Origin of the sequence: Arthrobacter alpinus, from assembly GCF_900105965.1 — a bacterium.
Lineage (GTDB): Bacteria > Actinomycetota > Actinomycetes > Actinomycetales > Micrococcaceae > Specibacter > Specibacter alpinus.
The window spans coordinates 2,524,749-2,543,583 of record NZ_FNTV01000001.1 but is presented as its reverse complement, the minus strand read 5'-3'; the positions used below and the strand labels follow the sequence as shown (position 1 = coordinate 2,543,583).

The following is an 18,835-nucleotide window of genomic DNA, read 5'->3' as shown; positions in this document are numbered from 1 at the left end:
GGCCGGACGCGCCGGGTGGGAACCCGGCGTCGTCCATCGAAGCGGCGTCCTAGAGAACCTTGTTCAGGAAATCCCGGACACGCGGGTTGGCGTTGTCGTCGGCGAAGAATTCCTCCGGAGGCATGTCCGCGGCAATGACTCCGCCGTCCACGAAGACCACACGGTCGGCCACCTTGCGGGCAAAGCCCATCTCGTGAGTCACCACGATCATGGTCATGCCCTGCTTTGCCAGGTCCGTCATGACATCCAGGACGTCATTGACCACCTCGGGGTCCAAGGCGCTGGTGGGCTCATCGAAGAGCATCAGCTTGGGGTTCATGGCCACCGCGCGGGCAATGGCGATGCGCTGCTTCTGGCCACCGGAAAGCTGGCTGGGGTAGGCGTTGGCGCGGTGGGTCATGCCCACCTTTTCCAGCAGTTCCATGGCGTGCGCCTCGGCCTCTGCCTTGGACTTGCCCAGCACATTCATCTGCGGGAGCATCACGTTGCGCAGGGCAGTCAGGTTGTGGAAGAGGTTGAACTGCTGGAACACCATGCCCATGCGGGAACGGAGCCGGTCCAGGTCCACATTGGGGGCCAGCAGGTCCTCGTCGTCGAAGAGGACATGCCCGGAGGTGGGGGTCTCCAGCAGGTTCAGGCAGCGCAGGAACGTGGACTTGCCGCCGCCACTGGGGCCGATGACGGCGACCACCTCGCCGGGTTCGATGGTGAAGTCAATGCCCTTCAGGACATGGACGGTGCCGAAGGTCTTCGTGATGGCCTGGGTTGTTAGGAGTGCCATTAGATGTAAACCGCCAGTTTCTTTTCCAGGGTGTTGGCGATGAAGCCAATGACGTTGGTGAGGACGTAGTAGACCAGGCCGATGAAAATGTACACGGTCAGGGCGTCGAAGGTGCGCGAGATGATGGTCTGGCCCACCAGGAACAGTTCACTGATGGTCACAAAGGACACCAGCGCGGAGTTCTTGGTCAGGGAGACAAACTCGTTGCCGAGCGGCGGGAGCATGCGCAGGAATGCCTGCGGAATGATGATGTGCCGCAGTGCGGCGCCGGAGCTCATGCCGCAGGAGCGGGCGGCCTCCATCTGGCCCTTGTCCACGGATTGGATGGCGCCGCGCACAATCTCGGTGACGTAGGAGCCGCTGTACAGGCCCAGTGCAAACACACCTGCCACCATGGGTGAGAGCTGCAGGCCCAGCTGCGGCAGGCCAAAATAGATCAGGAACAACTGGACGATGAACGGCGTGCCGCGGATGACCGAAACGTAAGCGGTGCCCAGCCAGCGAATCGGGGTGACCTTGGAGAGCTTGGCGAACCCGCCCAGCATGCCGAAAGCCAGGCTCAACACCAAGGACATACCGATGATCTGCATGGTGGTGACAAAACCGTTCCACAGAGGGCCGGCGGAGTTGGTGATGGAGGAGATGTTGATCAGGCCGTGGGCCTTGGCCGGGCCGGTTGCGGCAGTGGATTCGTCGCCGAACCACTTTGCGGTGAGCTTGTCATAGCCGCCATTGGACTTCAGTGAGGTGAGTGCAACATTGAAGGCATCCCTGATGGCAGGATCCTGCTTTTGGAAGGCGTAGCCGTAGTTCTCATTGGTGAGTCTTTCGCCCACCTGCTTCAGGCCGCCCTGCTGGTGAATGAAGTAGCGCCCGCCCGGCTGGCCGGTGACCACTGCATCTGCCTGGCCCAGCTTCACGGAAGAGAACATTTGGTCGTTGGTCTGGACCTGGACCAGCTGCGCCTTGGGCTGGTTCTGCTCCAGCCACTCCACGGACTTGGTGCCCACCTGCACAGCGATCTTCTTGCCGGCAAGATCGGCCAGGGACGTCACAGTGGTGTTGTCCTCCGCCACGAAGACGGCCAGCCCACCGGGGTAGTAGACGCCGGAGAAGTCAATGGCCTTGGCCCGCTCGTCGCTGATGTAGATGGCGGAAGCACCGACGTCGACCTGGTTGGCCTGGAGCGCCGGGACGATGTTGCCAAACGGCATTTGGATGAACTCGACGTTCTTGATGCCGGCTTCCTTGGCCAGGGCCCGGACCAAGTCAATGTCGAAGCCCATCTTGTCGCCGTTGGCATCGGTGAATTCAAACGGCGGGAAAGTGGCATCGGTGCCCACTCGCAACGAAAGTTTCCCGGATTGGAGATCGTTGAGCTTGGCGGAGGTTGCCGGTGCGCCGGGCGCAGACGGGTCGGTGGTCGGTGCGGCGGTTGCTGCCGAGGCGGCCACGCCTGTGAGGCCGATCAGTGCGGCCAGCAGGACCGCCCAAAAGCGGTGTCGGGTGAAGAGTTGTTTCACGGGAGCTCGATTCCTAATTTGAGGAGTGATGCCGGGTCGGCTGGCGTCTCCCGCGGGAGTGCCGTGTATTCAGAGGCGATGGCGTGCACCAGACGGGCTGCTGCGCGGGCAGTTCGATTGTCGATGTCAAAGCGTGGATTCAGTTCCACGACGTCAACGTGCACCAACTTTGAAGATGCGGACAGCTGACGGCAGACTGCCAAGATGACTTCCATGGGCACCCCGAGTGCGGCGGGGGCACTGACCCCGGGAGCTGTATGCGCTGGGAGGACATCCAAGTCGATGGTGAGGTAGACGGCGTCGACCCCGTCCAGGAACCGGTCCACAAAATCCTTGACGGCGGGCAGTGCCGATGCGCTGCAGTCCTCGTCAAGGAGATGCTCTACACCAAGCCTTGCCGCGGTCTGAAACAAGTCCAGGGTGTTGTTGGCTTCACTGATGCCCACCACGCGGTACGTGAAGGGGCGGCCGGCGGCGGCCTCGAGTTCGGCGATCTGCCGGAACGGTGTGCCGGAGGAAGGGATGGAATCGGCGCGTAGGTCGAAGTGGGCGTCGAGGTTGATGATGCCCAGGCGCTGGCCAGCCAAGGCTCCGGAAGCAGCCAGACCTAGATAGCTGCCGAACGCGGTCTCGTGTCCTCCGCCGAGCACGACAGGCAAGTTGCCGGCCTGCAGGGCATCGGAAATTTCACGGCCGAGCCGTTCCTGACCCTCCTCTAATTCATCGCCGACAACAGTGACGTCGCCGAGGTCACGGACCACCAAAGCTTTCGGCGCTGACAGGGAGGTCAGTGCGGCGCGAATGGCTGCGGGGGCTTCTGCGGCGCCGGTGCGCCCCCTGTTGCGGCGCACGCCCTCGTCGCTGCGGAAGCCCATCAGGGCGATACCTCGGGAGGTGGCGGAGGATGGCGCGTGCGCCGCTTTCTGTCCTGGCGCTGTTTTTGCCGCGGTGGCCAGTGAATCGTTGACGGCGTGATGCCACCTTCGGTGCTCGGGGCCGGGGCCGTCGTCGCGGCCTGCCCAACGGGTGGGGGAGAGATCGGGGGTCATGACGTTCCATTTTCTGCTGAGTTGAGGATGATGGCGGCCGCACGAGTGGCGGAGATAAGGCGTTTCTCGCTCCGGATAGCTCGGACTGACGGGGCCATGGTGCTGAGCGTTCCGGTAAGTCGGCCGCTGCCGTCGAAGATGGGAAAGCTGACGCCCCACACTCCTGGGTCCACGGCACCTTGGCTTATGGCAAAGCCGCGGGCTGCAGTGATCTCCAGGTCACGGCGCAGCTCCTCGTAATCCTTTCCATCCAGCGTCAGTGCGGACATGGCCTCGGTTTGTTCGGTGGCTGGCAGATTGGCCAGCAAGGAGAGGGCACTTGCTCCGCGATATAGCGGTTGAGCCCGGCCCGCGGAGTAGCTGCACCGCAGCATTTGTGGCCCTTCGAAGGCTTCGACGCACAAGGCCTTGTTGCCGCTGACTACCAGGTAGGCAGCGAGTTCCTGAGTTTCGTCGGACAGCTGACGCAACTTAGTGCTGATATGGCTGGTGACAATTGATTCCTGCCGGTAGTTCGCAGCTAGACGCAGCGTGGCCGGGCCTGCGGAGAATTGTCCGCGGTTGTTGGCAGCAGTCACCAGACCGGACTGGGTCAGTGCAGACAGGTGCCGATACACGGCACTGACCGGGATGCCCGTCCGTGAGGACAGCTGCGCCGCAGTCAGCACCTGGGACGAGGCGAACTGCAGCAGAATTTCCAGTGCTCGCCCTAATCCGCCAGGCGGCTTGAGTACGGAATTTTGCCGGGGCTGTGCAATCTCGTCGCCCCTGCCGCTGTCCTGTTCTGTTTCAACCATGCAAGCGACATTAGTGTCTCCAATCACAGACGAAAAGGACTAATTCCCATGGGGTGGGAACCTAATTGCCATGGAGTGGGTATGGGACTCCCATTCGACGTCAACTATCTCGGGATCCTTTGGCGTCAGGGGCCGATGCGTGCAGTTCAGGGTGCCGCGACCCGCCGACCTGCGTGACGCAAAACATGCATCACTATAAACTTTGCACTTGTGCAAAGTTTGCTTGAGTGCATAAACTGTAGTTATGCAAAAAACAGCTGTGCCGCTCCGTGAGCGGAATCGTCTGGACACCTGGGCGTTGATTCATGACAAGGCCTCGGGCCTGGCCCTTGAAGAGGGCCTGACCAAGGCAACTGTCGAGGCCATTGCCGATGCCGCGGGGATTTCCAAGCGGACGTTCTTCAATTACTTCGCCACGAAGGAAGACGCCATCATGGGCACTCAGCCGCCAACCCTTTCGGATGAGGCGGTGGCCAGGTTCCGGCTCGATGGCGACGAGGACCTTTTCAGCCGGACCGTTCGACTCATTGTCACCGTGGTCCGTTCCATGTTCCCGGAAGCATCACAAACCGAGCGACGCAAGGAATTGCGGGGCAAGTATCCGGAGCTGGCGCGCAATGTCATCGAGTACGTTTCCGCGTCCGAGCGGCTGGTCGAGTCGATCCTTGTGGACCGCTATGACGAGTCTGACCCCGAGTTTGAGCAGGCCGGACTGCCAGGAGGTCGTGATGGCGCCCGTGCCCTACTGATGATGGCCAGCACAGCCATGCGCTTCGCCTTTTCCCGCGATCCCGGTTCTGTTTCTGCCGGTGACACCAAAGTCGTGGATGAATCCATTGAAATTTTTCGAGAGGCAATCAAAGCAACCCTATGAGCACACAACCCATAGTTGAAACGCCGGGCGACACCGGCAATAAGCGCAGCATCGTACTGTTGTTCGTAGGTCTGATGGTCACCATGCTGTTGGCCTCACTGAACCAGACAGTGCTCTCCAGTGCGCTGCCCACCATTGTTGGTGAGCTGTCCGGCGTCGAACACATGGCGTGGATCATCACAGCCTTTATCCTGGCCTCCACCGTCATGATGCCGGTCTACGGCAAATTGGGTGACCTGCTGGGCCGCAAGCCCATGCTGCTGTTTGCGATCTCCATTTTCATGGTGGGCTCGGTGATTGGTGCACTGGCGCCGGACATGAACACCTTGATCGTGGCCCGCGTGGTTCAGGGCCTCGGTGGTGGCGGCTTGATGATCCTCTCGCAGGCCACCATTGCCGACGTTGTCCCAGCCCGCGAACGCGGCAAATACATGGGCATCATGGGCGGCGTTTTCGCGTTCTCCTCGGTGGCCGGACCACTCATTGGTGGCGGGCTCACGGAGGGTCCCGGCTGGCGCTGGACATTCTGGATGAACGTTCCGCTGGCCGTGCTGGCCATCCTTGCCACCGTCTTCCTGCTGCATGTGCCGCGCAAGGTGCACGCCACCCGCCCGAAGATCGACTACCTGGGCATGATGCTCATTGCCCTCGCCACCACGGCGATTGTGCTTGTGGGCACCTGGGGCGGATCGCAGTACGACTGGAATTCACCTGAAATCATTGGCCTGGCCATCGCGGCAGTTGTCACGGCAGTGCTCTTTGTAGTGGTGGAACTGCGCGTCTCCGAACCCGTCATGCCCATGAGCCTGTTCAAGAACCGCAACTTCAACCTGACCACCATTGCCGGGCTGCTCACGGGCATCGCCATGTTTGGTGCCATCGGCTACATGCCCACCTACCTGCAGATGGCCACCGGCTACTCGGCCACCGAGGCCGGGCTGTTGATGATCCCCATGATGGCCTGCCTCCTGGTTGTCTCGGTGGTTGTCGGTCGCCGCGTCTCCAGCACCGGCCGGTACAAGGTGTCGCCCATTGTTGGTTCGCTGATTCTGGCAGTGGCGCTGATGTTGATGGCCACCATCTCCGTGGGCACTCCCATCTACGTCATCTGCATCTACCTGGGTGTCATGGGTGTTGGCCTGGGTGCCAGCATGCAGATCCTGACCTTGGTGGCGCAGAACTCGTTCCCGCTGAAGTTTGTGGGAACGGCAACGGCCGGGCAGAACTACTTCCGCCAGGTGGGCGCCACGCTGGGCTCAGCCGTGGTTGGCTCGGTTTTCGCCACCCGGCTGCATGAACTGGTATCCGAGAAGCTCCCGGGTGGTACGGGCGGTGGCGGGGCCAACTCGTTCACCCCGCACCTGGTCAACAGCCTGCCGCCGCCCATCAAGGCGCTGGTTATTGAGTCCTACAACGAGGCTTTGATCCCCGTCTTCCTGTGGATGGTGCCGCTGGCCGTTCTGGCAGCAATTGTGCTGTGCTTCGTGAAGGAAGTGCCCCTGGAAACCAAGGCCGACCGCGAGATTATTCTGGACGTCAGCCCCGAGGGGATGGCTGAGTTTGAGGCGGCAGTGCAATACGACGCCGTTGCTTCAGAAGAGTCCGCTGCGGAAGCTCCTGCGCCGCGCAAGTAGGGAACCGCCGCCGCGCGGACGCAGCTAGAACCTCAGATCCATGGCGCAGTTGTTGCACGGGAAGGCCCTTATCTGGGCAAAATCCGTGCAACAACTGCGTCATGGATGTTTAAGGCCTCTTGCTGTCTTCGGTGATCTTGCCGCGGGCCAGCCGGAACTTCCTGTCCGTCTGGGCAGCCAGCGCCTGGTCATGGGTGACCACCAGAATGGTGGTCCTCTTCTCATGCGCCAGCTTTCTCAGCAGTGCGATGATCACCTCACCCGTTTCGTCGTCCAGATTGCCCGTGGGCTCGTCGGCCAGGATCAGTTTGGGCTTGTTGGCCAGGGCGCGGGCAATGGCCACGCGCTGCTGCATGCCACCGGAAAGCTTATTGGCCTTCCGGGAGTGCATCTCCTCCGTCAGTCCCACCTGGTTGAGTAGCTCGGCCGCCCGTTGGCCCCGTTCTGCGTGGGATACCCCGGCAAACTCCATGGGCAGCATGACGTTTTCCTTGGCGGACAGGTTGGGGATGAGGTGGTAAGCCTGAAACACAAAACCAATGTCGTCGCGCCTGTACGCGGTCAACTTTCCATCCGGGAGGGTGGAAATGTTCACGCCGTCCACCACGACATCCCCTGAGGTTGCCTTGTCCAAGGCACCCAGCAGGGAGAGCAGGGTGCTCTTGCCGCTGCCGCTCTTTCCTAGGATGGCGGCAAAACTTCCCTGCTCCAGGCTGAAGGAGACCCCATTGACGGGCTTGATGGTGCGCTCGCCCGAATTGAAGGACTTGACCACATCTGTGACTGTTAACATCGCTTACTCTCCTCGCAGAACTTCAATGGGACGCACCTTGGCTGTCAGCAAGGCAGGAATGAGGGCTCCCAGTGCCGCAATCAGCAGGATGCCGGCCACGCCAAACAGCAGAGTTTGCCAACCTAGGGACGTGCTGACAGTGCCGATGAGCTGTTCTGCACCCGCAAAGGCGCCGCGGGTGCGGGTGAACCCTTCGCCGCCACCGAAGCCGCCGCTTCCTGGACCCGCCCCGGCTGCGCCTGCCGTGGCGGTGCTGGTGCCCGTGTTTCCGGCAACCAGCGCATTGACAATCGGGTTGCTGGCAAACGATGCCACCACGGCGCCCACCATGGACCCCATGACAACAAGAACCAGGGCCTCGATCACGAACTGCGCTCCAATGGTGCGGTTGGAGGCGCCGATGGCCTTGAGTACGCCAATTTCACGGCGCCGTTCCCGCACCACCATGATCATGATCAGCAGCACGATCAGCCCAGCCGTCACGAGCGACGCGATGAAGGCAATGAGTGAAATGTTCTGCACACTGCCCAGAGAGGTGATGGCCGAGTCCAGGTTGGCGGAGCCCGAGGTGACATCAACCTTGTCAGCACCCAGCGCGGCAGTCAGTGCTGCTTGTGTGGACGCCATATTCTCAATGCTGTCCACGGTGACTGTGAAGCTGCTCAGCTGATCGGCCTGATCGGTCAGGGTTTGTGTTGCCGCCAGTGGCAGGTAGATGGCGTTGTTGTCGAACTCCGTGCCGGCGTCGAAGATGCCCGTGACCTTCATGGTCCGGTCCTGCACGGTGAAAGTTGAACCCACTGTCAAGCTGTTTTTGGTGGCAAGCGTTGTACCCACCAAGGCCTGTGTGGAGGCCGCGTCAAAGTCGGTGAGCTGGGTGCCGCTGGTGATGTTGATGGCCGAGCCGGTGGCTGTTGTGGAGGCGGAAACGCCCGTGGCCTGGACGGGAATGCTGAAGGACGGGGGAGCCGCGGCCGTACCGTCGCCGCTGCCGCTGCCAGTGCCGTTGTTGCGTTGGCCCAAAGAACCCGGCTCCACGGCCGATTCCAGGCTGGTGGTGCCGCTGGCGCCAAAGCCTCCACCACGGCCACCCTGAGGAGCATTGGTGGCGGTACTTGTTGCCGCGGCAGCATTGCTCAACCGTACGCTCAGCGAGCCGGTCACTTCGCTCACATGCTCCACGGCGGCGGCCTTGCCAAGATCTGTTGAGGTCAATGGTTCACCGCCGCCCAAGCCGCCTCGGGATCCTGCCGGATTGACTGTGAGGCTGTTTCCGACTGACGCTTTCAGCGAATCAACCTTGCTGGCAACAGCCTGATTGGCAACGAGCATGGACAGGGCCAGACCAATTGCGACAGCCAAAATGACCACCACGGCAACGGTCCGGATTTTGTTGCGGAAGGCGTTGCCCACGCTTCGGGACACCACACTCATAAATTGCTCCCAACTATGTGGCTGCACTGACGTCAGCCGCTCAGAAGCAATCGTGTGCCCGTGTTCGGTGGATTCTTTATGGAGGGGCTGTGAATGGGCTGTGAGATTCTTCCCCGCTAGACTAAATACAGCTAACACATGCCAACGTAATTGAGGGTCACTTGCCAGAATTTACCGCCCGCTTTGCCACTGCCGCCGAAATTGCACAGTGGGATTCGCTGGTCACAGCGAACCCCAACGGTGGCAATTTACTGCAGTCTGAAGCGTTTGCCGCTGTCAAGAAGAACTATGGCTGGGATACCCAATTCATAGCGTTTGAAGGGCCCAGCTACACCAGCTACAACTTGGTGCTGCAAAAGTCATTCCCCATCCTGGGCAAGCTCTGGTACCTCATTAAGGGACCCGATGCTGCCGACGTTGCGCAGATCCCGGCCATGCTCGATGCGCTGCGGGCCTTCGTGAAACGCGCCAAACTCAACGTTTTTGCCGCGAAGATCGAACCTGACATCGTATCCAGCGAAGCCGCCCACGCAGTGCTTCTGGGTGCCGGTCTGGTTAAGGTCCCGGACCTGCAGCCTAATGACAATACTGCTCTGCTGGACATTTCCCCGGAGCCCAATGAGCTGTTGCGCAAGTTGCATTCGCGCGGTCGCAACGCCGTGCGCCGCGCCCTCCGCGAAGAAGTTGAAGTGGTGCGCATGGAGCCCACCGAAGAGACCATGCGCACAATGTATGACCTCATGGTTGGCACCATCACTGCAAAGTCCAACAGCCAGGCCCGTGATTTTGACTACTACAAGCAATTCTGGACTGAATTCTGCAAACGCGGCCAAGGCCGTTTCTACTTTGTGTTTGAAGACGGTGTTGCCTCCGTTGGTGCGTTTGTCATCAACTACGGCTCCAAGGCCACGTACAAGGACGGTGGGTCGCTGCAGAAGCGAAACCAATACGGGGATTCACACCTGGTTCAGTGGGTGGCCATCAACGACATGAAGGAGCTGGGTGCGCAGCAGTACGATTTCTGCGGCACACCGCCCTCGGACCGGCTGAAGGATCCCACTCACCCGCACCACGGTTTGGGTTTGTTCAAGACCAGCTTCTCCAAGACTGTCACGGACTTCGTGGGTTGCTATGACCTTGTGCTCAGCCCCATGCGGTATAAATTGTGGTCAATGGCCGGTGAACGAGTGTTCCGTCAGTTGTACACTCGACGCACCGGTAAGCAGTTTTACTAAGAGATTCAACGGCACGGTTTAACGGTACGGAACAGCAGCGGATCCTGCCGTCCAAGCCCGCAGACACGGCCACAGGGAGCAGAATGAGTAACAATCCCAGTAGCCGAAACTATGACGACGTGGGCATGATCCCCATTGTGGCTGCCGGACGCCCAAACAAGGCTGCTCGCAGCGTGCTGCGCAAACTTGTTCAAGGTGAGTCGCCACCCACGGCACCCATGAACATTGTGGATCGGCTCGCGGGAAGTCCGTACGCAAACTTCACCATCCAGGTGGGCAAGGCAGAGGAATCAGCCCGCAAGACCATTGACTTTGCCCTGCGCCTCGCCGAAACGATGTTTCGGTATGGCGCCGGCGCCCTCGAAGTTGAAACCAGCATCATTGCCGTCACGGCGGCGCTGGGTTTGCGCAACATCGAGGTGGATATCACCAATCAGTCGGTCATCCTCAACTACGCGCCAGTGGATGCTGTTCCCATTACGCTGTTGCGGGTGGTGCGATCCTGGACCAACAACTACGCGGGCCTGGTGGAGATCCACGAACTCGTGACAGACATCGCCAGCGGCGGTGTCGCTCGGGACGATGCGGCCCGCAGGCTCGATGTCATTGTCAAGAAACCCAAGCCATTCCCGCGCTGGATGGTTTCCGTCGCCGAGGCCGTGTTTGCCGCGGCCGTGGTTGGCGTCATTGGCGGGACAGTTCTCGGAATGCTGGTTGCGCTGCTGACCATTCTTTTGGCCGGACAGGTAGCCAGGATGATGGGTAAATGGCGTGTGCCGGACTTCTTCGTCACAGCCATCAGTTCCTTTATCGTTACGATCGTGGCCGTGCTGTGTTTCATGGCCCAGGTAGCACTGAGCCCCTCTGTGGTGGTGGCTGGTGGCATCTTGCTGATGCTGCCCTCAGGCAGACTCGTCTCGGCCGTACAGGATGCGATCAACGGCTTCCCCGTGACAGCCGCGGGCCGATTCCTCTCCGCTTTTCTTACCTTTGGCGCCATTGTGTCCGGCATCGCGGTGGGCCTCGTGACTGCGGCACTATTTGGCGCTGACAGGATCAACGTCGCGGAGACCATTACTGGGACTCGTCCGCTCTATCTGGTGCTGATTCTTGTTGCTATCTCCACGGTGGCCATTTGCATTGCCGAACAAACCGCCATCAAACTTCTACTGCCCACCACGGCAGTTGCACTGGTCGGCTACGTGGTGTTTTATTTCGGCATGGAAATTGGCTTGGGCGGACGCTTTGCACCCGCCGTTGCTGCCGTGGCGGTGGGCATCCTGGCCCGCGTCGTTGCGCTGCGGCTGGGTGCGCCCCAGCTCGTTGTGGCCGTACCCTCGATCATCTTCCTACTCGTGGGGTTGTCCATCTTCCGGGCCATGTTCGTCATGACGCTCACGCCCGAAGACTCTGTTTCCGGAGCCGTTGGTATCTTCAACGCGCTGGTCGTCATCCTGGCTGTCTCCGCCGGAGTAGTGCTCGGCGACAACATTGCACGGCCCTTCACCCGCAGCGGCGGCCAAAACGTCAGGCGCCGGAACCGGCGTCGCTAATTGATTCTGGCCTGATTCGCGGCAGATTCGGGCCGGGAATCCCTCGCGAGCAGTAAGATTTTGCCGCTCGTTCCTCGCGAGCAAAATCCATCCTCGCTCCGGGACACCCGGCCCGAATCTGCCGGTGACTGCATCAACTCACGAATCCGGCAACCACCGGTTACAGGATTTTGCCGATCGGTTCCTTCTTTTCGGCCTGGAAGTTGTCCTCCGTGCGGCCGTAGGCCCAGTAGCCCGAGAGTGAGACCTGTGAGCGGTCAAGTCCGCGCTGCTTGATGAGGAGATCGCGCAGGGCCTTCATGTATTCGCGTTCGCCGTGGACAAAGGCGTGGACAGTGCCATCGAGCCAGACGCCGTTCGCGACCGCGTCCAGAAGGACCGTGGACTTGTCCGGGGTTGCGCCGTTGCGGAAAACCCAGCTGAGTTCGACGCCGTCGGGCTTCACCAGCGGCTGGATATCCGCGGCATCCTCCACCTCGATGTAGGCCTGGCCGCGGGCGTCGGACGGGAGAGCTTCAAGGCTGGCCGCGATGGCAGGAAGAGCCGCCTCGTCGCCGGCGAAGAGGTGCCAGTCGGCGTCGGGGTTGGGCTTGTAGGCTCCGCCGGGGTTGGTGACGATGATGCGGTCGCCCGGCTGTGCGGCGGCGGCCCACGGGCCGGCCAGTCCGGAGTCACCGTGCAGCACGAAGTCGATGGCAATTTCCTGGGCGGCAACATCAACCCAGCGAAGCGTGTAGGTGCGGGTGACGCTCCAGTGCTCGGCCGGCATGGTATCCCGAATCGCGAAGATATCTACCGGTTCGGCATAGTCAACGCCCGGGTTCAGGAAATGAATCTTCACATACATGTCCGTAGCATCCTTGGCCTCGAACTTGGCCATGTCCGGACCGCCAACAATGATGCGGACCATGTGCGAGCTCAACTGCTCCTTGCGCAGAACCTGCAGTGTGAGCTGAACTCGGGGCCGTTGGGGACGCGGAGCCCTGATCGGCGCTTCGGCAGGGACGGTGTCAGCGGGTGTCACAAAAAACTCCTCGTGTGGGCGCAGGCCGGCCTTCGGCCGCAATCGTCGCGCCAAGTTAGGTTGTCCTAAGGAGTCTAGTTCATGGGTAGGGCCCAGTCGATCGGAGCGACGCCTTGCTCAACGAGCAGCTCATTGACGCGGCTGAATGGTTTGGAGCCAAAGAAGCCGCGCGATGCTGACAACGGGCTCGGATGTGCGGACTCGATCACGGCCGTCCCCTCCAACATTGGGGCTAGGCGTTGGGCATCTTTGCCCCACAAAACACTGACCAAGGGTTTGTTTCTGGCCACCAACGCCGTAATGACAGCCTCCGTGACCTGTTCCCAGCCGCGGTTGCGGTGCGATCCTGCCGCACCCGGCGCCACCGTGAGGACCCGGTTGAGCAGGAGAACCCCTTGGGTGGCCCAGGCTCCCAAATCGCCGTGTGGGGCCGGCGCAATGCCCAGATCCGTGGCGAGTTCCTTATAAATATTGTTTAGGCTGCGGGGGAGTGGTCGGGTTCTCTTGTCCACCGAAAATGCCAGACCCACGGAGTGACCGGGGGTGGGGTACGGGTCTTGGCCCACCATCAACACCTTGACCTCGGACATGGGGGCGCTCAAGGCGCGCAACACCTGGGTGGGGTGGGGCAGGAAGCGAGTTCCGTCGTCGTACTCATCTCTCAGCATGGCACCCAAGTGTTTGAGCGTCTTTTCCTGCGGCGCCAGCGCCTCCGCCCAATCGGCGGCCATCAACGTCAGCGGAGCCGTGCCCAAGGCGGTCAGGGCGTGTAGCTGGGGTTCACTCCATGGAGCCGGGGCGGGGAGGTCAAAGAGGCTGGGTGCGCTGTCCATAGTGTCCATTGTGTGCCATGATCGCCGCTTGCTTCATTCCTCCACAGGCAGGGCTGCCGAGCCCATCGTCCACCGAACCTCAAATGACATTGCTGTGATTCGCCCTTATTATGGACAGTGAAGGTTACGGATCGTGGCCGCATAAGCATTGAATTCAAGGGAGGCGCGCTGTGGCCGAAGCAGTCCAGCACGGGCAGGCTCCCGTGGACGGCACCACAGCATCCTCCGGCGCGCTCAGTGAGCGTGACGAGCAAATGCTTGACCTGGAACGGCAGTGGTGGAAGTACGCCGGTGCCAAGGAACAGGCCATCCGGGACATGTTTGATCTGTCTGCAACGCACTATTATCAGGTGCTCAATGCGTTGATCGACACGGATGCAGCATTGGCTCATGACCCCATGCTGGTCAAGCGGTTGCGTAGACTACGTACGTCCCGCCAACAAGCCCGTTCGGCTCGCCGGCTGGGCAATTGACGCGCCCAACACCCAACGCACCCACAAGGACAGCACTGCACAATGAGTAAATACGCGCGGGATGAATTTGACGCCGTTGAAGAAAATTCGGCACGACATGGCGTTCACCGCTCTTCCCTCGAGCCGCAACGGCGCTCGTTGATGCCGTTGATGATCGTGGGCGTGGCTGCACTTTGCGTCGGTGCACTGGCATTTTTCATCATGCCCAAGGTGTTGGACAACACCGCCGCTCCGGCCTTGGAAACTGCCATCGCGAGTGCTTCGGTTTCCCCCAGCGCGCCGCCGTCCGCGGAGCCCACCGCGACCCAGGATCCCACTACGGCGCCGGTCGAAACGCCCACACCGACTCCCACCCCGGATTCGGTAGTCAACAAGGCTACTCCTGTCGCCATTTTCAACGCAGTGGGCACACCGGGTCTGGCGGGCCGGTACTCGGGACTGGTCATCAACGATGGCTGGAGCGTTTCCCAGTCGGCCAACTGGGCCGGTCAGGCGCAGACAACATCGGTCATCTTCTACAACGGGATCGAACAGAAGGCCAACGCAGAAGCACTGAGCGCACTGCTGAACATTCCCACGGTGGTTGACACCGCCGATCTGGGCCTTCCCCTGGCAGTGGTTCTGGGCCCCGGAGCGTAAACAAACTTGAAGTACGACGGCGGCGGGTCACCTTCCTTGGGAAGGTGACCCGCCGCCGTCGTACTTTGGGTTGCTCTGGACTAGTCCTTCAGCGGGACGCCCTTGGCGTCAGTGCGGTAGCTCTCGTGGCCGACCAGGATCAAGATGCCTTCGACCAGGCCCCAGATACCCATAAACGGTGCGAGGAAGCCCAGGCTGATGACCGAGACCAGCAGCTGGATCAAGGCGATTTTGGTCTTGCCCAGGTAGAAGTTGTGGATTCCCAATGAACCGAGCAAGATTCCCAGGATGCCGGCAACTACCTTGGACTTTTGTTCTCCAACACCGGCCATGCCATAGGCAGGCTGCTGGTAAGCCTGAGGATAGCCCTGCTGCACATTCTGCTGCGGGTAACCCTGCTGGTAGCCGGGCTGTGCGCTGGCCTCGGGGTATGCCGGGGCCAGCGGTTCTGCGGGCTGCTGGTAGCTGGGAGCGGCCGGTGGCTCGAAAGAGGCGGGCGCGTCGTAGCTCGGCGGTGCCTGGTAACTCGGTGCGGCCGCCTCAGGCTGGTCGTAACCGGCCGGGACGTCCGGAGTAACCGGAGGGGTCTTCTCGGGGTTGATATTTTCAGTCATGGTGTCTCCTGGTGCTGGTGATGAGTCACTAGCCGCTGCCGGGAGGCAGGGTCCAGAGCTTTTGTGTGAATCGAAATATGTACGTTCACCACGCTAGCCGTTTGCCACCTTTGCCGAAAGTGCGCCGCGGCTTGCAAGCCCAATATGTCGCGTGAGCGGCCAACATAGCCCTCTGGCAGCGGTTTTCGTCACCCATTCTTAGTGTTCGCCGCAAGCTCATACCTTGAATCCCGCTTGCACTCTGGGGTGTCGAGTGCTAATTATTGAATTAGCACTCTGAGGTGGCGACTGCTAATTATTGGCTGTCCACCCGCCGTCAGGGTAATGAACTTTCCTTATTGGGTGAGGGTTCAGGGTCGATGTACATAGATCAACGGCCTTCGAATCCGTCCGTCGCGGGCACCCACATGAGGACTTTAGTATCCAAAATGACTGTCCCGAAAGGACTGAAGCCTCCATGGCCAAGCTCATTGCATTTGATGAAGAGGCACGCCGCGGCCTCGAGCGTGGGTTGAACATCCTCGCCGACGCCGTCAAGGTCACCTTGGGCCCGCGCGGTCGCAACGTTGTTCTCGAAAAGAAGTGGGGCGCCCCCACAATCACCAACGATGGTGTCTCCATCGCCAAGGAAATTGAACTTGACGATCCTTATGAGAAGATCGGCGCCGAGCTGGTCAAGGAAGTCGCCAAGAAGACTGACGACATCGCCGGTGACGGTACCACCACGGCAACCGTGTTGGCCCAGGCTCTCGTCAAGGAAGGCCTGCGCAACGTAGCTGCCGGCGCCGACCCGCTGTCACTCAAGCGCGGCATCGAGAAGGCTGTTGCAGCCGTTATCGAGCAGCTGCTGGCTTCCGCCAAGGAAATCGAGACCAAGGAAGAGATCGCCGCAACGGCTTCCATCTCTGCCGGCGATCCCGAGATCGGCGCCCTCATCGCCGAAGCCCTGGACAAGGTTGGCAAGGAAGGTGTTATCACCGTCGAGGAGTCCAACACCTTCGGCCTGGAACTGGAACTCACCGAAGGCATGCGCTTCGACAAGGGTTACATCTCCGCTTACTTCGTGACCGACACCGAGCGTCAGGAAACGGTTCTTGAAGACCCGTACATCCTGATCGTCAACTCCAAGATCTCCAGCGTCAAGGACCTGGTTGCTGTTCTGGAGAAGGTCATGGCTTCCAACAAGCCGCTGCTGATCATCGCCGAAGACGTTGAAGGCGAAGCCCTTGCAACTCTGATTGTGAACAAGATCCGTGGCCTGTTCAAGTCTGTCGCCGTCAAGGCTCCGGGCTTCGGCGACCGCCGCAAGGCCCAGCTGGCTGACATCGCAATCCTCACCGGTGGCCAGGTCATCGCTGAAGAAGTTGGCCTGAAGCTGGAAAACACCACGCTGGATCTGCTCGGCAAGGCTCGCAAGGTTGTTGTGACCAAGGACGAGACCACCATTGTGGACGGTGCCGGCGATGCTGAAGCAATCGCAGGCCGTGTTGCACAGATCCGTGCCGAGATCGAGAACTCCGATTCCGACTACGACCGTGAGAAGCTGCAGGAACGTCTGGCCAAGCTGGCCGGCGGTGTTGCAGTCATCAAGGCCGGTGCCGCTACCGAAGTTGAGCTCAAGGAGCGCAAGCACCGCATCGAAGATGCAGTGCGCAACGCCAAGGCTGCTGTTGAAGAAGGCATCGTCCCCGGTGGTGGCGTTGCCCTCATCCAGGCTGGCGTCAAGGCATTCGAAGGCTTGAACCTGACCGGCGACGAGGCCACTGGCGCCAATATCGTCAAGGTTGCTATCGACGCTCCCTTGAAGCAGATTGCCTTCAACGCTGGCATGGAGCCCGGCGTTGTTGTGGACAAGGTTCGCGGCCTGCCCGTGGGCCACGGCCTGAACGCTGCAACCGGCGTTTATGAAGACCTGCTGGCCGCAGGCGTCAACGACCCGGTAAAGGTAACGCGCTCTGCACTGCAGAACGCGGCTTCCATTGCTGGCCTGTTCCTGACCACCGAAGCTGTTGTAGCCGACAAGCCCGAAAAGGCTGCCCCGGCTGGCGGCGGCGGAGACGACATGGGCGGCATGGGCGGTTTCTAACCCCCAACGTTTGATCGTTTAGAAAAAACACCTCTGCCCCCGCGGGCAGGGGTGTTTTTTCTATTCCCGCTTAGGCTGCGAAAGGCGACGCACCTGCAATTGGATGTCGGTAGAGTCTGAAAGTATGGAGTTATGACAATTGTTGCTGCTGCCGATGGTTCGGCTTTAGGAAATCCCGGTCCTGCTGGCTGGGCCTGGTACGTTGACGAAACCTGCTGGCGGGCCGGCGGTTGGCCACACGGCACCAACAACATGGGCGAGCTCATGGCTGTCCTTGACCTGTTCAAGTCGACGGCTCATATGCCGGCTGAGCCGCTTCACATTTTGTGCGATAGCCAGTACGTCATCAATTCCGTGACCAAATGGATGCCGGGTTGGAAGCGCAAAGGCTGGAAAAAGTCCGACGGTAAGCCGGTTCTGAACCTAGAGCTGCTCAAGGAAATCGACGCAGCACTGGTGGGACGCAAGTACACGTTTGAATGGGTCAAGGGCCACGCCGGACACCACCTCAATGAAGCGGCCGACGACCGAGCCCGCGATGCGGCCACCGCCTACCAGGCCAAGCGCTCCCCAAATGCCGGGCCTGGTTTCCCTGGCGCCAGTACACCCGACACCAGTGCCGGTGCCGCCGAAGAGACGGTGGCCGCCACGACCAACACCAAATCTCCCGTCACACCCGTACGGCAGGCCGCAGCTGCACCTGTCCAAGAACGGTTGCTGTTGGATGAGCTGGAGCAGCCAGATCTGTTCTCCATGTTGGAAGACGAAGCCGATCCCGCCTTCGCGGCCCACGGGCCGGAATCCCTCGAGATCGTTGTGGGGCTGGAACGGGAACTTCTAAATCCCGAGGTTCGCGCCGATCCGTTGCGAGCAGGTGAGTTGTTGCACCCCAACTTTGCCGAAATCGGAGTCTCGGGGCGGCGATGGTCCCGTCAGGAGATCCTGGACATGTTCGCCGACGAGGAACCGGCCAGCATTGACCTGCAGGTCCTCTCCCTGGACCTGCTGGGCACGGACAGTGCCCTCCTGACGTACCGGAGCGTATCGCCAGCCGGAAGCGCGCTGCGCAGTTCACTCTGGCAGCTTCACAATGGACAGTGGCGTCTGCGCCATCACCAAGGAACGCGGGAAAGCTAGCGCCACCGCGTCGGCGCGCCAGAGACGCCCACAGGGGCTAACGGATGGTGAACATCCGGGTGTTCGCATCCTCAGCTTGCGCATACTGCGTCGCAGCCGTGGACAAGGCACCGTTGATGCTCTCCAAGGACGCCTCCACCTTGAGTTCGGTGGCGTGCCATTCCTGGAGCAGGGCCTGAAAGTTGGTGGCGGCCGCGCCCGTCCATGTGGACTGAAGGTCCAAGAGATTTCGCTTCATGGCATCCACCTCCATCCGGATCCGGTCCACCGAACCCCTGACGGCCGTGCTCTTGAGGGCCAAGTCATCGCTGTTGACATTGAACTGTGCCATGGGAAGATCCTTGTCTTTGGAGTGA

General features: G+C 60.8%; 18 protein-coding genes. 8 read left to right on the top strand and 10 right to left on the bottom strand.

What is annotated here, in order from left to right:
- Nucleotides 1–49: 49 nt before the first annotated feature.
- From BLV41_RS11625 to BLV41_RS11610, 4 genes are read right to left on the bottom strand one after another with little or no spacing between them, the layout of a single operon-like run.
- Nucleotides 50–781 (bottom strand): amino acid ABC transporter ATP-binding protein, encoded by a 732-nt coding sequence (locus BLV41_RS11625; protein WP_044572761.1) that lies wholly within the window; start codon nt 779–781, stop codon nt 50–52.
- Nucleotides 781–2,304: an ABC transporter substrate-binding protein/permease gene (locus BLV41_RS11620; RefSeq protein ID WP_074711753.1), complete on the bottom strand. Its 1,524-nt coding sequence runs from the start codon at nt 2,302–2,304 to the stop codon at nt 781–783. The genes BLV41_RS11625 and BLV41_RS11620 overlap by 1 nt, the downstream gene beginning before the upstream one ends.
- Nucleotides 2,301–3,353 (bottom strand): formimidoylglutamase, encoded by a 1,053-nt coding sequence (hutG, locus tag BLV41_RS11615; protein WP_074711752.1) that lies wholly within the window; start codon nt 3,351–3,353, stop codon nt 2,301–2,303. The genes BLV41_RS11620 and hutG overlap by 4 nt, the downstream gene beginning before the upstream one ends.
- On the bottom strand, nt 3,350–4,150 hold the full coding sequence (locus tag BLV41_RS11610; RefSeq protein WP_083360741.1) for an IclR family transcriptional regulator: 801 nt from the start codon (nt 4,148–4,150) through the stop codon (nt 3,350–3,352). The genes hutG and BLV41_RS11610 overlap by 4 nt, the downstream gene beginning before the upstream one ends.
- Before the next feature lie 244 nt (nt 4,151–4,394).
- Here BLV41_RS11610 and BLV41_RS11605 point away from each other — a divergent pair, with 244 nt between their 5' ends.
- Both BLV41_RS11605 and BLV41_RS11600 read left to right on the top strand, forming a co-directional pair.
- A complete protein-coding gene (locus BLV41_RS11605; RefSeq protein ID WP_050070328.1) occupies nt 4,395–5,024 on the top strand; it encodes a TetR/AcrR family transcriptional regulator in 630 nt (209 codons plus the stop codon).
- Nucleotides 5,021–6,658, top strand: a complete 1,638-nt coding sequence (locus BLV41_RS11600) for an MDR family MFS transporter (protein ID WP_044576875.1) — start codon at nt 5,021–5,023, stop codon at nt 6,656–6,658. The genes BLV41_RS11605 and BLV41_RS11600 overlap by 4 nt, the downstream gene beginning before the upstream one ends.
- Nucleotides 6,659–6,767: 109 nt before the next feature.
- Here BLV41_RS11600 and BLV41_RS11595 read toward each other — a convergent pair whose 3' ends face one another.
- Both BLV41_RS11595 and BLV41_RS11590 read right to left on the bottom strand, forming a co-directional pair.
- Nucleotides 6,768–7,451 carry an ABC transporter ATP-binding protein gene (locus tag BLV41_RS11595; RefSeq protein WP_044576877.1) on the bottom strand — a complete coding sequence of 228 codons (684 nt, stop codon included), beginning with the start codon at nt 7,449–7,451 and terminating at the stop codon, nt 6,768–6,770.
- A 3-nt stretch (nt 7,452–7,454) separates the two neighbouring features.
- Complete coding sequence (locus BLV41_RS11590) at nt 7,455–8,885, bottom strand: ABC transporter permease (RefSeq protein ID WP_074711751.1); 1,431 nt, start codon at nt 8,883–8,885, stop codon at nt 7,455–7,457.
- A gap of 161 nt (nt 8,886–9,046) precedes the next feature.
- Here BLV41_RS11590 and BLV41_RS11585 point away from each other — a divergent pair, with 161 nt between their 5' ends.
- Together BLV41_RS11585 and BLV41_RS11580 are read left to right on the top strand one after the other, a co-directional pair.
- Complete coding sequence (locus BLV41_RS11585; protein ID WP_044576883.1) at nt 9,047–10,120, top strand: lipid II:glycine glycyltransferase FemX; 1,074 nt, start codon at nt 9,047–9,049, stop codon at nt 10,118–10,120.
- Nucleotides 10,121–10,245: 125 nt separating this feature from the next.
- Entirely contained in the window at nt 10,246–11,673 is a 1,428-nt protein-coding gene (locus BLV41_RS11580) for a threonine/serine exporter family protein (protein ID WP_044577199.1), read from the top strand.
- A 160-nt stretch (nt 11,674–11,833) separates the two neighbouring features.
- Here the strand turns inward: BLV41_RS11580 and BLV41_RS11575 are convergent, their stop codons facing one another.
- Together BLV41_RS11575 and BLV41_RS11570 are read right to left on the bottom strand one after the other, a co-directional pair.
- Entirely contained in the window at nt 11,834–12,697 is an 864-nt protein-coding gene (locus tag BLV41_RS11575; RefSeq protein WP_074711750.1) for a siderophore-interacting protein, read from the bottom strand.
- Between the two features lie 74 nt (nt 12,698–12,771).
- Nucleotides 12,772–13,530 carry a uracil-DNA glycosylase gene (locus BLV41_RS11570; protein WP_083360740.1) on the bottom strand — a complete coding sequence of 253 codons (759 nt, stop codon included), beginning with the start codon at nt 13,528–13,530 and terminating at the stop codon, nt 12,772–12,774.
- 170 nt (nt 13,531–13,700) lie between these two features.
- On the opposite strand from BLV41_RS11570, the gene BLV41_RS11565 reads away from it, so the two are divergent.
- Nucleotides 13,701–14,003, top strand: a complete 303-nt coding sequence (locus BLV41_RS11565; protein ID WP_425284276.1) for a DUF3263 domain-containing protein — start codon at nt 13,701–13,703, stop codon at nt 14,001–14,003.
- 42 nt (nt 14,004–14,045) lie between these two features.
- On the top strand, nt 14,046–14,642 hold the full coding sequence (locus BLV41_RS11560; RefSeq protein WP_074711749.1) for a LytR C-terminal domain-containing protein: 597 nt from the start codon (nt 14,046–14,048) through the stop codon (nt 14,640–14,642).
- An 80-nt stretch (nt 14,643–14,722) separates the two neighbouring features.
- On the opposite strand, the gene BLV41_RS22520 is transcribed toward BLV41_RS11560, so the two are convergent.
- Nucleotides 14,723–15,256 carry a TM2 domain-containing protein gene (locus tag BLV41_RS22520; RefSeq protein WP_074711748.1) on the bottom strand — a complete coding sequence of 178 codons (534 nt, stop codon included), beginning with the start codon at nt 15,254–15,256 and terminating at the stop codon, nt 14,723–14,725.
- 457 nt (nt 15,257–15,713) lie between these two features.
- On the opposite strand from BLV41_RS22520, the gene groL reads away from it, so the two are divergent.
- Both groL and BLV41_RS11545 read left to right on the top strand, forming a co-directional pair.
- A complete protein-coding gene (gene groL / locus BLV41_RS11550) occupies nt 15,714–17,342 on the top strand; it encodes a chaperonin GroEL (protein ID WP_044576897.1) in 1,629 nt (542 codons plus the stop codon).
- Nucleotides 17,343–17,474: 132 nt separating this feature from the next.
- On the top strand, nt 17,475–18,479 hold the full coding sequence (locus BLV41_RS11545; RefSeq protein ID WP_074711747.1) for a ribonuclease HI family protein: 1,005 nt from the start codon (nt 17,475–17,477) through the stop codon (nt 18,477–18,479).
- Between the two features lie 37 nt (nt 18,480–18,516).
- Here the strand turns inward: BLV41_RS11545 and BLV41_RS11540 are convergent, their stop codons facing one another.
- On the bottom strand, nt 18,517–18,810 hold the full coding sequence (locus BLV41_RS11540) for a WXG100 family type VII secretion target (protein ID WP_044576901.1): 294 nt from the start codon (nt 18,808–18,810) through the stop codon (nt 18,517–18,519).
- Nucleotides 18,811–18,835 lie beyond the last annotated feature (25 nt).